Source organism: Paraburkholderia sp. HD33-4 (assembly GCF_021390635.1).
In the GTDB taxonomy this organism is placed as follows: Bacteria; Pseudomonadota; Gammaproteobacteria; order Burkholderiales; family Burkholderiaceae; genus Paraburkholderia.
In genome coordinates this window covers 1,361,064-1,374,995 of record NZ_JAJEJS010000001.1, presented here as the reverse complement: position 1 = coordinate 1,374,995, position 13,932 = coordinate 1,361,064, and the positions used below count along the sequence as shown (strand labels likewise).

11 protein-coding genes are annotated in these 13,932 nt (G+C 64.6%); 2 read left to right on the top strand and 9 right to left on the bottom strand.

The genetic code is table 11. The annotated features are described in order from the left end of the window. The first annotated feature begins 102 nt into the window (after positions 1 to 102). Positions 103 to 384, top strand: a complete 282-nt coding sequence (locus L0U84_RS06075) for a hypothetical protein (protein ID WP_129959435.1) — start codon at positions 103 to 105, stop codon at positions 382 to 384. Positions 385 to 605: 221 nt separating this feature from the next. Here the strand turns inward: L0U84_RS06075 and L0U84_RS06070 are convergent, their stop codons facing one another. The 3 genes from L0U84_RS06070 to L0U84_RS06060 form a co-directional block, all read right to left on the bottom strand. Further along, positions 606 to 2,870 carry an ATP-dependent DNA helicase gene (locus tag L0U84_RS06070; protein WP_233848526.1) on the bottom strand — a complete coding sequence of 755 codons (2,265 nt, stop codon included), beginning with the start codon at positions 2,868 to 2,870 and terminating at the stop codon, positions 606 to 608. 63 nt (positions 2,871 to 2,933) lie between these two features. Beyond that, the gene (locus L0U84_RS06065; RefSeq protein WP_233848521.1) at positions 2,934 to 3,152 is read right to left on the bottom strand and encodes a DUF465 domain-containing protein; all 219 of its coding nucleotides are present in this window, start codon (positions 3,150 to 3,152) and stop codon (positions 2,934 to 2,936) included. Positions 3,153 to 3,300: 148 nt separating this feature from the next. Next, the gene (locus L0U84_RS06060; protein ID WP_233848520.1) at positions 3,301 to 4,311 is read right to left on the bottom strand and encodes a hypothetical protein; all 1,011 of its coding nucleotides are present in this window, start codon (positions 4,309 to 4,311) and stop codon (positions 3,301 to 3,303) included. A gap of 283 nt (positions 4,312 to 4,594) precedes the next feature. Here L0U84_RS06060 and L0U84_RS06055 point away from each other — a divergent pair, with 283 nt between their 5' ends. Then, the gene (locus tag L0U84_RS06055) at positions 4,595 to 6,946 is read left to right on the top strand and encodes a Tex family protein (RefSeq protein ID WP_233848518.1); all 2,352 of its coding nucleotides are present in this window, start codon (positions 4,595 to 4,597) and stop codon (positions 6,944 to 6,946) included. Between the two features lie 150 nt (positions 6,947 to 7,096). Here the strand turns inward: L0U84_RS06055 and L0U84_RS06050 are convergent, their stop codons facing one another. From L0U84_RS06050 to hflC, 6 genes are all read right to left on the bottom strand, one after another. Next, the gene (locus L0U84_RS06050) at positions 7,097 to 8,983 is read right to left on the bottom strand and encodes a potassium transporter Kup (RefSeq protein ID WP_233848517.1); all 1,887 of its coding nucleotides are present in this window, start codon (positions 8,981 to 8,983) and stop codon (positions 7,097 to 7,099) included. 259 nt (positions 8,984 to 9,242) lie between these two features. Beyond that, on the bottom strand, positions 9,243 to 9,815 hold the full coding sequence (locus tag L0U84_RS06045; protein WP_129959427.1) for a phosphoribosyltransferase: 573 nt from the start codon (positions 9,813 to 9,815) through the stop codon (positions 9,243 to 9,245). An 18-nt stretch (positions 9,816 to 9,833) separates the two neighbouring features. Then, a complete protein-coding gene (locus tag L0U84_RS06040; protein ID WP_233848516.1) occupies positions 9,834 to 11,180 on the bottom strand; it encodes an adenylosuccinate synthase in 1,347 nt (448 codons plus the stop codon). A 220-nt stretch (positions 11,181 to 11,400) separates the two neighbouring features. Next, the gene (locus L0U84_RS06035; protein ID WP_233848515.1) at positions 11,401 to 12,552 is read right to left on the bottom strand and encodes an ATP phosphoribosyltransferase regulatory subunit; all 1,152 of its coding nucleotides are present in this window, start codon (positions 12,550 to 12,552) and stop codon (positions 11,401 to 11,403) included. A 238-nt stretch (positions 12,553 to 12,790) separates the two neighbouring features. Continuing rightward, the gene (locus L0U84_RS06030) at positions 12,791 to 12,982 is read right to left on the bottom strand and encodes a DUF2065 domain-containing protein (RefSeq protein ID WP_129959421.1); all 192 of its coding nucleotides are present in this window, start codon (positions 12,980 to 12,982) and stop codon (positions 12,791 to 12,793) included. A 43-nt stretch (positions 12,983 to 13,025) separates the two neighbouring features. Further along, complete coding sequence (gene hflC / locus L0U84_RS06025; RefSeq protein WP_233848514.1) at positions 13,026 to 13,931, bottom strand: protease modulator HflC; 906 nt, start codon at positions 13,929 to 13,931, stop codon at positions 13,026 to 13,028. Between the last annotated feature and the right edge of the window lies 1 nt (position 13,932).

The following is a 13,932-nucleotide window of genomic DNA, read 5'->3' as shown; positions in this document are numbered from 1 at the left end:
GTCAAAAGAGCTTCTCCACCAGCGGCCCAGGTCGGTGTTGGAGCACATTACCGGTTTTATTTTGCGCTGTTGCTTACCTTTAAACCATAAAAGGACGTGATCATGAAGAAATCCCTCCTCGTAGCATCCCTGTTGGCAGCTGTGGCACTGGCTGCATGCAACAAGAGCAACGATCAAGCCGCTGCACCGGCTAGCGACGCAGCTGCTGCTTCGGCACCGGCTGCTGCCGCTTCGGACGCAGCAACGGCTGCTTCGGGTGCTGCTGCTGCTGCGAGCGACGCTGCTGCTTCGGCTACGGCTGCTGCTTCGGACGCTGGCGCTGCCGCTTCGGACGCAGGCGCTGCTGCTTCGGCTGCAGCTCCGGCTTCGGGCGCAAGCCAGTAAGCTGTCGCGTAGGGTTCGCCTCTGGGCGAAAACTGTTTCGGGAAATCGTTGCGATTTCCCGGGCAGTCAGGCAAAACGCCACGGATTCATCTCCGTGGCGTTTTGCTTTTTGGCGCGCGATTTATCGAGGTGGCCGCGCAGGTAATTGTCTCGTCATCTAAAAAACAAAACGCCGCATTTTATATGCGGCGTTTTGTTTTCAACGCAGAACCTCAGCGGTTCTATCGGGCCGTTGCCCCGGGCACCGCATTTTCTTCGAAGAATTCGCGGACCACGTCGATCTCGCGGGTACGCTTGAACGGCGGCAGACTCTGCCAGATGCGGCGGCCATAAGGCTTATCGACGAGACGCGTATCGCAGATCATCAGCACGCCACGATCGGTCTCCGCGCGAATCAGCCGGCCCGCGCCCTGCTTCAGCGTGATCACGGCCTGCGGCAGCTGATGCACGGCGAACGGGCTCAAGCCCTTCTTCGTCAGCGCGTCGAGCCGCGCGGCCAGCACGGGATCGTCCGGCGGCGCAAACGGCAGCTTGTCGATCACGACCAGCGACAGCGCGTCGCCGCGCACGTCCACCCCTTCCCAGAAGCTCTGACTGCCGACCAGAATCGCGTTGCCGTACGCGCGAAAGCGGTCGAGCAGTTCGGTGCGGCTCGCGTCTCCCTGCACGAGCAGCGGATAGTCCCAGCCACGCGACTCGATCGCGTCGCGCAGCTTCGTCGAGATGCGGTCCACCGCGCGCAGCGTCGTGCACAGCATGAAGACGCCGCCGCCCGATGCTTCGATCGCGGGCAACGCGGCATCGAACACGGCGTCGGTGAACATCGGCGATGACGGCTGCGGCAGATTGCGCGGCACGTACAGAAGCCCTTGCGATGGATAGTCGAACGGGCTCGGCAAGGTCATCGAGCGCTTCGAGTTCAAGCCCATCTGCGCCGCATAGTGCGTGAAGTCGCCGCGCACCGACAGAGTCGCCGATGTGAAGATCCACGCGCGCGGCACGCCGGCGCGCTGCTTGGCGAAAATCGGCGCGACCGACAGCGGCGTTTCGTGCAGCTGGACCGTGTGCGAGAACACCTCGATCCAGCGCACCTTTTCATTCGGATCGGCGCGCTCAGCGGTGGCGTCACCTTCGCGTGTAGCGACCGCGTTGCGTTCGGTGCTCGTGGGTGGCGTGGTCCAGCCGCTCAGCACGTCCTGCAACTCGCGCGCGCGACGCAGACACGCGCCCAGCGATTCGGCTCGCTCGGCCTGACCCGCCAACGCCGAGGCCAGCGCATCGAGCTCGGTTTCGAGCGTCTCGAGCGCGGCAAACAGCGGATGATCGTCGGGCAGCTGGCCGATCGACAGCCGCACCGAATCTTCCTTGAACGCGAGCCGCACGTCACGCGCCGCGCGCTCGAGGGTCGCGCCGAGTTTCACCCAGTCGATCGCATCGCGTGCGTGACCGAGGCCCTCGGCCACCGAATCGCGTGCGAGTTCGAGAAACTGCGCGGTCGATAGTGTCTCGCCGAAAAACAGCGTCGCGGTTTCGGGTAGCTGATGCGCTTCGTCGAAGACGACGGTGTTCGCGGTCGGCAGCAGTTCCGCCATGCCGGTATCGCGCAGCATGATGTCGGCGAAAAACAGATGATGGTTGACCACCACGATATCGGCCTGCTGCGCTTCGCGGCGCGCCTGCATGACGAAGCAGTCCTTGTAGTGCGGACACTCCTGGCCGAGGCAGTTGTCGCGCGTCGACGTGACCATCGACCACACTTGCGCCGTCTCCGGCACGCTCGCGAGTTCGGCCTTGTCGCCGGTGCGCGTGATCTTCGCGAAGCGCACGATGTCCTGCAGATACGAGGTTTCCTGGCGCGACGGCAGACGGCCGTTGTCGGCGGTGCGTTGCAGGTAGTAATGGCACAGGTAGTTCGCGCGGCCCTTCAGCATCGCGACCGACACCGGCACCGCGAGCGCGTCGCGCACGGTCGGAATATCGCGCTGGAATAGCTGATCCTGCAGATGCTTGGTGCCGGTCGAGACGATCACCTTGCCGCCCCACAGCATGGCCGGCACGAGGTACGCATAGGTCTTGCCGGTGCCGGTCCCGGCCTCGACGATCAGCGTGTTCTCACCAGCATCGACGCCATCGGCGTGGGCGTTGCCGTCGGTCGACTCGGAAGCCGAATCCGTGCCGGTCTGCTGCAGGCGCCGCGCCGGGCGCTTCTGCGTGTCGAACATCGCGGGCTCGGGCATGGCGCGGCCCGACGCTTCCATCGCCGCGGCGACCGCGCGTGCCATCTCGATCTGCGACGCACGCGGCCGATAACCGTCGATCTGCCGCGCGAGCAGACCGTTGTCGGCGAAGATGTCGTCGAGCTCGCTCGCGCGGCGCCGACTCAGCGACACGCCCGGCACCGACGCCGCCGCGCGTGCCTCCAGCGTGCCCGGAGCAGATGCGTTCTCCGGCGTGGCCCGGGATGAAGTGTCATGCGGTGAATTCAAGGCAAGCGTTCCTGCTAAGTCCGGCTCGCGCGCTGCGCGCCCGGCGCCTGCCAGGCCGCGAACTCAGGCGCGCGCGTCCGGTTCGAGCTGCAATTGCAGCAAGATGATGGTGTCCTTGACTTTGAGTTTGCGCTTTTTCAGGCGCTGTAACTCGAAGTCGTCGATGCCGGGCTCATCCGACATCCGGTCGATCAACCGGTCGAGTCCACTATGCTCCGATTCCAGTTGCAGAATGCGGTCGCGAAGTGTGTTTGCGTCGATGGCGTGATGACGATCGCGCATGCTCGCCTCCTCTAGTCGGCGGCACGAACCGCTTGCGCGCGGCCCGATGCCTGAGGTTGCTGTCCGGCTCAAAACGCATTACGGCGACTACGGCGGTCCTGGCTACGACCGCCACGGCTCACTCTACGGCACAGCCACTACAGCACGCTTACTGTTGCTCCTGTTGCTGCTTTTGCTGCTCTTCGAGCTGTTGTTGCTGCTTCAAGTCGTCCTGACGCTTCTGCTCGGCCTTCTCGGCGGCCTGCTTCTGACGCGCCTCGACATCGAGCTTGTGCTGCGCGGCGTCGGCCTGCTTCCGCTCGAAATTCTCCTGCTTCTGCTGGCGCTCCGCGGCCTTTTGCGCGCCCTGCTGACGCGCTTGCTCGAGCTGGCGCTGGTAGTCGCTCTGCTTCTGGTTGGAGGCCTTCTGATTGGCCGCCGACTGCGCTGGCGCGACACCACGCTGCGCCTGGTCGAGCGCGTGCTGGCGCTGCTTCTGATCGTAGGCCTGAGCGTTGGCTTCATGCTGCGGCGCCGCGGCGTTGCGCTGCGCCTGGTCGAGCGCGTGCTGATGCTGCTTGTCCTGGTAGGCCTGCGCGTTGGCTTCGCGCTGCGGTGCCTCGGCGTTGCGCTGCGCCTGATCGAGCGCGTGCTGACGCTGCTTTTCCTGATACGCCTGCTCGTTGCGCGTGTCTTCGGCGGCACGTTGCGGCGCTTCCGCCTCGTTTTGCGCACGGCGCAATGCCGTGCGTTCGTCGCGCTCGCGGGCGCGCTGCACACGCTGCTCGGCGTCGAGTGCGAGCTGTTCCTTGCGGATGTCCGCCTGCACGCTGCGCATCGCGTCGCGCGCGCGGTTCAGACAGTGATTGACGAAGAAGCGGCTGTAGCAGTTGTGCTGCGCGACCGCGAATTGATAATTGTTGTCGTCGGTGCGCTGATTGAGCACCTGTTGCCGCTCGTCGAACGACTTGTCCAGCGCGGCTGCGTCACTTGCGCTTTGGGGGCTGTCGGCCGTTGCGGCGGCTTGCGGGCCAGATGCCGCGACAGGCGCCGCAGCTTCCGCGGGCGTCACGCTCTGCGCTGCGGCCGACACCGGCACGGCAAGCGCAGCGGCGATCACGCACGACGCGGCGACCGTTACAAGCGACGGACCGATCCAGCGCAATGAAACCAGCGGCAATTGACACGAACCCCGAGACGAACCCGGCAGCGAATCCGGCAGTGAACCCGGCAGTGAACCTGACGCCAGCGAAGAGACCAGGCGGTTGAGGGACAAGGAGATTGGCAACGTCGTAGAGGGTCAACGGAACATGCCCGAAATTCTAACACCCCGCGGTTGAGCCCTTTGGCATTTATGGCAAAATGCCCCGCTCTAGCAGCCTGGTCGCGGCGCACGCCCGGCCTGTCCCGATTTGCCGCCCGCGCGCGGCCCATCACTGAGTCCGCAGGAACACCAAGACCTTATGACGGAAACCGTAGCACTCAAGATCGTCCAGCGCATCGCCACCGAACTGTCCGTCCAGCCGCGCCAGGTCGCGGCCGCGGTGGAACTACTCGACGAAGGCGCGACCGTTCCGTTCATCGCCCGTTACCGCAAGGAAGTGACCGGTAATCTCGATGACACGCAACTGCGCAATCTCGAGGAACGCCTGCTGTATCTGCGCGAGCTGGAAGACCGGCGCGCGGCGATCATCGCGAGCATCGACGAACAGGGCAAGCTCACCGACGAACTGCGCGCAGCGATCGAAGGCGCCGACAGCAAACAGGTGCTGGAAGACCTTTATCTGCCGTACAAGCCGAAGCGCCGCACGCGTGCGCAGATCGCGCGCGAAGCCGGTTTGCAGCCGCTCGCCGACGCGCTGCTCGGCAATCCGCTGCTCGATCCGCAGACCGAAGCCGCCGCTTACGTGGACGCGGAGAAAGGCGTCGCCGATGTGAAGGCCGCGCTCGACGGCGCGCGCGACATCCTGTCCGAACAGTTCGGCGAGACCGCCGAGCTGCTCGGCAAGCTGCGCGACTATCTGTTCAACCAGGGCGTGGTGTCGTCGAAGGTCGTGGAAGGCAAGGAAACCGCGGAAGAAGAGAAATTCCGCGATTACTACGACTACGCCGAAACGATCCGCACGGTGCCGTCGCATCGCGCGCTCGCGCTGTTCCGCGGCCGCAATGCCGGCGTGCTGATGATCAAGCTCGGTCTCGGCGAAGAGCTCGACGCGCAGATACCGCATCCGGGCGAAGCGCTGATCGCGCGGCATTTCGGCGTCGCCAATCAGAACCGCCCCGCCGACAAGTGGCTCTCCGACGTGTGCCGCTGGTGCTGGCGCGTGAAGGTGCAGCCGCACCTCGAAAACGAGCTGCTGACCAATCTGCGCGACGAAGCCGAGCATGAGGCCATTCGCGTGTTCGCGCGCAATCTGAAGGACCTGCTACTCGCGGCGCCCGCTGGTCCGAAGGCCGTGATCGGTCTCGATCCGGGCTTGCGCACCGGCGTCAAGGTGGCGGTGGTCGACCGCACCGGCAAGGTCCTCGCGACCGACACGATCTACCCGCACGAGCCGCGCCGCGACTGGGACGGCTCGCTCGCCAAGCTCGCGCGAATCGCCGCGCAGACCCAGGCCGAGCTGATCAGCATCGGCAACGGCACCGCGTCGCGTGAGACGGACAAGCTCGCGAGCGAACTGATTGCGCGTCATCCGGAGCTGAAACTGCAGAAGATCGTCGTGTCGGAAGCGGGCGCGTCGGTGTACTCGGCGTCCGAGCTCGCCGCGAAAGAATTCCCCGACATGGACGTGTCGCTGCGCGGCGCGGTGTCGATCGCGCGACGTCTGCAGGACCCGCTCGCCGAGCTCGTGAAGATCGAGCCGAAGGCGATTGGCGTCGGCCAGTATCAGCATGACGTGAACCAGCGCGAACTCGCGCGCTCGCTCGACGCGGTCGTCGAAGACTGCGTGAACGCGGTCGGCGTCGATGCGAACACCGCGTCGGTCGCACTGCTCGCGCGGGTGTCGGGTCTCAATGCAACGCTCGCGCGCAACATCGTCGACTATCGCGATGCGAACGGGCCGTTCCCGTCGCGCGATCATCTGCGCAAAGTACCGCGCCTCGGCGACAAGACCTTCGAGCAGGCCGCCGGCTTCCTGCGCATCAACAACGGCGAGAATCCGCTCGACCGTTCGTCGGTGCACCCGGAAGCGTATCCGGTGGTCCAGCGTATTCTCGCGAAGATCAGCAAGCAGGTCGGCGAAGTGCTCGGCAATCGCGACGCGTTGCGCGGACTGTCACCCGCTGAATTCGTCGACGAACGTTTCGGTCTGCCGACCGTGCGCGACATCCTGGTCGAACTCGAAAAGCCGGGCCGCGATCCGCGCCCCGAATTCAAGACCGCGACGTTCCGCGAAGGCGTCGAGAAGGTCAGCGACCTGATCCCGGGCATGGTGCTCGAAGGCGTCGTGACGAACGTCGCGGCGTTCGGCGCGTTCGTCGACGTCGGCGTGCATCAGGACGGTCTCGTGCACGTGTCGGCGCTGTCGACGAAGTTCGTGAAGGACCCGCACGAAGTCGTGAAGGCCGGTCAGATCGTCAAGGTCAAGGTGCTCGAAGTCGACGTGAAGCGCCAGCGAATTGCACTGACGATGCGTCTCGACGACGAACCCGGCGCGGCGGCCGCGCGCAGCGGCGGTGGTGCGCAACAGGACCGCGCTGGCGCGGGAGGCTTCAACCGCGGCGCAGCGGGACGCGGCGCGCCGCAGCGCTCGCGCGAACCGGAGCCGGGCGGCGCGATGGCGGCAGCGTTTGCGAAGCTCAAACAGAAGTGAGCGTATCGGACCGGTGCACTACGTTGTACGTGCACCGGTCCGTGCATGACTGCGTCGCGCGCCAGGCCGTTTGCGAGCGCATAAACAAAAAGCCCACGCATTGCGTGGGCTTTTTGTTTGCACTCCCTCCCGCACGTCACGCGCGGGCCGTCAAATCTCGATCTTCGTCCCCAGTTCCACGACCCGGTTAGCCGGGATGCTGAAGAAGTCAGTCGGCTTCGCGGCGTTCTGATGCATCCACGCGAACACACGCTCACGCCATACCGACATGCCCGGCAATTGCGTCGGCACCACCGTTTCGCGCGCGAGGAAGAACGACGTGTCCATCAATTCGAAGGTCATGTCGTGCGTGCGTCCGACTTCGAGCAGCACCGCCTTCACGTCCGGCGTTTCGTTGAAGCCGTAGGCCGCCTTCACCAGCCACAGGCCACCGTTCATGTCCTTCACGGTCACACGATCGGCGTCCTTCACGTACGGAATGTCGCGCGTGACGAAGGTCAGGAAGATCGTGCGCTCGTGCAGCACCTTGTTGTGCTTCAGATTGTGCAGCAGGCTCACCGGCACCAGCGAATCGCTGCCGGTCAGATAGATCGCGGTACCCGACACGCGATGCGGCGGATGCGCGAGCAGGCCTTGCAGGAACGGCATCAGCGGAATACCGTCTGCGGCCGTGCGTTCCTTCACGATCATCCTGCCTTTGAACCACGTCATCAGCAGGAAGAACAGCAGGCCGCCGATGCACAACGGCAACCAGCCGCCCTCTTCGACCTTCAGCAGGTTCGCGCCGAAAAAGCCCAGATCGACGACCATGAACACGCCGATGATGAGCCCGACCAGCAGCTTGTTCCAGTTCCACACTTTCACCATCACGACGCAGGCGAGGATCGTGGTGATCACCATCGTTGCCGTCACCGCGATACCGTACGCGGCCGCCAGATTGTCGGAACTCTTGAACGCGATCACGATGCACAGGATGATGAACAGCAGCATCCAGTTGACGACCGGCACATAGATCTGCCCGATCGCGAGTTCGGACGTGTGCAGGACCTTCATACGCGGCACGTAGCCGAGCTGGATCGCCTGGCTCGTCAGCGAGTAAGCGCCCGAAATCACCGCCTGCGACGCGATCACCGTCGCCACCGTCGACAGCACGACGAGCGGCAACAGCGCCCAGTCCGGAGCGAGCAGGAAGAACGGATTTTCGATCGCCTTCGAGTCGCGCATCAGCAGCGCGCCCTGGCCGAAGTAGTTCAGCACCAGCGACGGCATCACAAGCACGTACCACGCCATGCGGATCGGTTGCGCGCCGAAGTGACCCATGTCTGCGTACAGCGCTTCCGCACCGGTCAGCACCAGCACCACCGAGCCGAGCACCACGTAGGCCTGCAGCACGTGGGCGGCCATGAAGGTGTACGCGTAGTACGGATTGAGCGCCTGAATCACGTTCGGCGATTGCATGATGTGCCACAGGCCGAGCACGGCGAGCACGAGGAACCACAGCGTCATGATCGGCCCGAACAGACGGCCGACCGTTGCTGTGCCGTGCCGCTGGATCCAGAACAGCACGATCAGGATCACGATGGTCAGCGGAATGACCAGATGCGCCAGATGCGGCGCGGCGATTTCGAGGCCTTCGACCGCCGAGATCACCGAGATCGCCGGCGTGATCACCGCGTCGCCGTAGAACATGCAGGCGCCGAAGATGCCGAGCATCATCAGAACGCCGCCCATTTTCGTTTTCTGATCGACCGAGCGCATCGCCAGAGCCATCAGCGCGAGGACGCCGCCTTCGCCGTTGTTGTCGGCGCGCATCACGAACAGCACGTACTTGATGCCGACCACGATCACGATCGCCCAGAACAACAGCGAGATCACGCCAAGAATCGACTGATCGGTCAACGGGATACCGTGCGATGGGCTGAAGGCTTCCTTCAGCGAGTACAACGGGCTCGTACCGATGTCGCCGAACACCACTCCGATCGCGGCAATCGCAAGAGAAGGCAGCGGCTGTTTGTGTACGTGATTGTTATCTGTCATGGACGCGAGGAAATCCGTTCCCGGGCGGAAAAAACGACCGCTATTCTAAACTGCCCATCCGGCACCGCCCGGCTTGTTGTGGATACGCCACGTGGATGTCCGCGCAGTTTAGCACTGCGATATGGCCGCGTCTGCCGCCGTACGGGCGTTCCGACGCGGCGTTCGACGCAAAAAAAAGAGCCCGACTGGGCTCCTTTTTGTGACACGGCGATGACGCGCGAGATCCGATGCGGCGAAGCATGACGCGCGCGGCTTCGCGTCAATTGCCCGACGCCTCCCCGGCCTGGGCAATGCCGCGCTTGATCCACGCGCCGAGGTTATGCGGACGCACCGTGTCCCACTCCTCGAACGGCTGATGAATCCACGGGTTGGTCGGCAGATACTGCACGTGGTAGTCGGGCTTCACTTTCGAGCAGCCCTTGTACCACAGCACCGCCGAGCGCACCGCGGTGATCGCCGGATAGCGTTCCTTCAGATGCTGCTGCACGCGCGCGAGCGTGACGCCCGAATCGACGAGGTCGTCGACGAGCAGCACGTTGCCGTGCAGTTCGCCGCGCGTCATCGTGATGTATTGCGCGATGTCTAGTTCACCCTGCTCCGTGCCGGCCGCCTCGCGATACGAGCTCGTTGCGAGAATGGCCAGCGGCAGATCGTAGATGCGCGACAGCTGGTCGCCGACGCGCAGACCGCCGCGCGCGAGGCACAGGATCTTGTCGAACTTCCAGCCCGATTCGTGCACGGCAAGTGCGAGCACCTCGATCAGCCGGTGATATTCGTCCCAGCCGACCCACAGGTTCTTGTCGTCGTTGCGCGGATCTTTCATCGCGATCATTGGTACACCTTGCATCGCTTAAACCTTGAACGGATGACGCAGCAAAATCGTTTCGTCGCGATCCGGACCGGTAGACACCATGTCGATCGGAATGCCCGCGACTTCCTGCACGCGCGTCAAATATGCACGCGCGTTAGCGGGCAGCTTGTCCCATTCCTTGATGCCGACCGTGCTTTCCTTCCAGCCCGCGAAGGTTTCGTAGACCGGTTCGCAGCGCGCGACTTCCGTCGCGCCGCGCGGCAGCAGATCGACGTTCTGGCCGTCGACCGTGTAGCCGACGCACAGCTTCACTTCGTCGAGACCGTCGAGCACGTCGAGCTTGGTCATGCACAGACCCGTCACGCCGTTGATCTGGATCGAGCGGCGCAGCGCGGCGACGTCGAGCCAGCCGGTGCGGCGCGGACGGCCGGTGACCGAACCGAATTCCTTGCCGACGGTGGCGAGTTCGAGGCCGATCGGGTTCTGGCGCGACGCGTTGTCCGCATCGTACAGTTCGCTCGGGAACGGGCCCGAACCGACACGCGTGCAGTACGCCTTCGTGATGCCGAGGATGTAGTTGAGCTTTTGCGGACCGACACCCGCGCCCGCCGTCGCGGCACCCGCGACGCAATTGCTCGACGTGACGAACGGATAGGTGCCGTGGTCGATGTCGAGCAGCGTGCCCTGCGCGCCCTCGAACAGCAGATTGCCGCCGTTCGCGTTGACGTCGTACAGACGCCGCGACACGTCGGTGACCATCGGCTTCAGACGGTCGGCATAGCTCAGCATCGTGTCGAGCGTTTGCTGAAAGTCGACCGCGGCAGCGCCGAGGTACTGCGTGAGCACGAAGTTGTGATAGTCGAGGTTTTCGCGCAGACGCTCGGCGAAGGCCGGCGCGTCGAACAGGTCCTGCACGCGCAGGCCGCGGCGCGCGACCTTGTCTTCATAGGCCGGGCCGATGCCACGGCCAGTCGTGCCGATCTTGCCCGCGCCACGGCGGGCTTCGCGGCCCTGGTCGATCGCGATGTGGTACGGCAGGATCAGTGTGGTGGCTTCGGAAATGAACAGACGCTTCTGGACGTCGACGCCGGCGGCTTCGAGTTCGCCGATTTCCTTGAACAGAGCTTCCGGCGACAACACGACGCCATTGCCGATATAGCACGCGACGCCGGGATGCATGATGCCCGACGGAATCAGACGCAAGATGGTTTTCTTGCCGCCGATGATGAGCGTGTGGCCGGCATTGTGACCGCCCTGGAAGCGAACGACGCCCTGAGCGTGGTCCGTCAGCCAGTCGACGATCTTGCCCTTGCCCTCATCACCCCATTGGGTACCCACGACGACGACGTTGCGCCCGGGGTTCACATTCACTGCGCTGGCAGACATGTTGTTTCGTAAGCTGGTTAAAAACGTATTTTACCTAGGTTCGCGGAAGCTTCCGGAATTTTTCCGTTTCCGCTCAACGGTATGCACGTTATGTTGAGTATTGCGAGGGATGCGCGGCCGCGAAGAGTCGCTCGTCCGCGCGCGGTTCGGGCAGCGCTTGCGCCGCCCCGTGGCGAGCGCCGGGCACACATCCCCGGCCGAGTTGATCGGAACGCGCGGCTCAGGCGCGCGGTTCGACCACCCATGCGCCATTGCGCTCGACCAGCACCCGGTCGAACGCGAATTCATCGAGATCGTGCTTGTGGCCGGGCAGTGCCTGGATCACCACTTCGCCGCCATCGCGCAATGCCGCTACCGCGACGCGCAGACCTTCGTCGTGCCGCCACGGCGCGAGGATCGCGCTGCTGCGCGCTTCGACCGGCGAAATACGCGCGACTTCGCGCAAATCCAGCGAAAAGCCGGTTGCCGCGCGCGCGCGACCGTAGGCCTGGCCGACATGGTCGTAGCGGCCGCCACGCGCGACCGCGTTCGGCACGCCGTCCACGTACGCGGAGAACATCACGCCGCTGTGGTACGCGTAGCCGCGCAGATCGGCGAGGTCGATCATGACTTCGGCGCCGTCGACCTGGCTCGCGAGGAACGCGAGGTCGTCGAGCGCGCGGGCGATCGCCGGCGAATTCGGCAGACGCGCGCGGGCCTCTTCGAGCACCGATGCGTCGCCGTACAGCGTGGGCAGCGCGCGCAGCGCATCGCGAATCACCGGAGAGAATTGCGCGGTCATCTCGACGAGGCGCGGCACGTCCTTGCCGGCAAGCGCGTCGTAGAGCGCCTCGCCGAGTTCCTCGGCGGCTGGCTCCGCTTCGATCAGCGCCGCCAGCACGCCGGCGTGACACAGGTCCAGACGCACCTTCGCGAGGCCGGCGAGACGCAGCGCGTCGAGCATCAGTTGCTGGATTTCGAGATCCGCTTCGAGGCCCGCGTGGCCGTAGATTTCCGCACCGATCTGGATCTGCTCACGCGTCGCATGCAGGCCGCGCGGGCGCGTATGCGCGACGTTGCCCGCGTAGCAAAGACGCGTGACGCCCTGGCGGTTCAGCAAATGCGCGTCGATGCGCGCGACCTGCGGCGTGATGTCGGCGCGCAGACCGAGCGTGCGGCCCGACAGTTGATCGACGAGCTTGAAGGTACGCAGGTTCAGGTCGTGCCCACCGCCCGACAGCAGCGACTCGAGGTATTCGAGCAGCGGCGGCATCACCATCTCGTAGCCGTACGAGCGGAAACGGTCCAGCAAATGACGCCGCAATTCTTCGATCTTGCGGGCCTCCGACGGCAGCACGTCGGCGATATTCTCAGGAAGCAACCAGGTCGACATCGATACAGTCCTACGGCGTTGAACACGGCGGCTTGAAGCGCCGATGATGAGTGTGAATGGCGTACAGCGGCTTGATTCTGGCGGGTGACACAGACGCTCGGGCGGCGACTAGCGGCTTGCGCGCCACGCGCCACGCGCCACGCGTCACGCGCCGCAGCCTGACCGGACATGCGGCGTTTTGCTCGAGCGGGCGGAACACGCCGCAACCAGCGGCGTTCGTCGGACAAGCCAGCCCGCTTCAGGTCACGATGAACAGCAGAATCAGCCCGAGCAACATCACGATGAGCCCGCCGACACGAATCTGATGCGGCGGCCGTTCCGCTATTTTACGGAAGGTGTCGCGCCAGGCGCTCGGAAAAACGAACGGAAACATCCCCTCGATGATCAGCATCAGCGCGATCGCGAGCAATAACGAACCAGCTATGTCCATGCGAGTGAAGCGGCCGCGATGCGAATGCCGCGGCCTTCGGTAATCAGCGTTTGCGCGCGGCAGGCGCGGGAGCGTCCGGGGCGACGCCGCCGGTCGGGCTACGCATGAAGCGGAAGAACTCGCTACTGGAGTCGACCACGATCAGATCGCCCGGTTTGAAGGTCTTCCGGTACGCCTGCATGCTTTGATAAAACTGATAGAACTGCGGGTCCTTGCCGAACGCTTCGGCTGCGATTTCCGCGGCCTTCGCATCGCCTTCGCCGCGAATGCCCTGCGCCTGCGCGAGGCCGTCGGCGAGCACGGCCTGCTGCTTCGCGAGCGCGTCCGCGCGGATCTGGTTCGCTTCGGCGGCGCCCTTCGCGCGCTCGTCCGCCGCGGCCTGCTGGCGCGCGGCGATCATGCGCTTGAATACCGAGTCGGCCACCGCGGCCGGGAAATCGACACGCGTGAGTTGCACATCCACGACCGACACGCCGAGCGATGCCGCGCCCTTGTCCATCGCGCCGCGTGCCTCTTCGGCGACGGCCTGCTGTTTGGCGAGCGCGTCGGACAGCGTGAACTTGCCGAACGCATCGCCGAGCGCACCGCGCGACAGCAGCGCGAGCCGGTCCGGCAGGCTTTGCGGATCACCCTTCGTTTCGGCGATCAGCTTCAGCGGATCGGTCACGCGGAACTTGATGACCGGGTTGACCAGCAGATCGGTCTTGTCGGACGTGACGTAATGATCCTCGTCGGGTGCGTCGAGCGACTGGATGCGATTGTCGACCAGCGTGACGGTTTGCAGCGGCGGCGGCAGCTTCACGTGCAGCCCCGGGCCGAGCAGCGTGGGCGTCGCGTCGCCGCGCGCGGACAGCACGGCCATATGACGTTGATCGACGACGAACACCATCGACGATGCCGCAAACACTACGATGACGACGGCGACGACGAGCGCAATGATTCGGTTCATA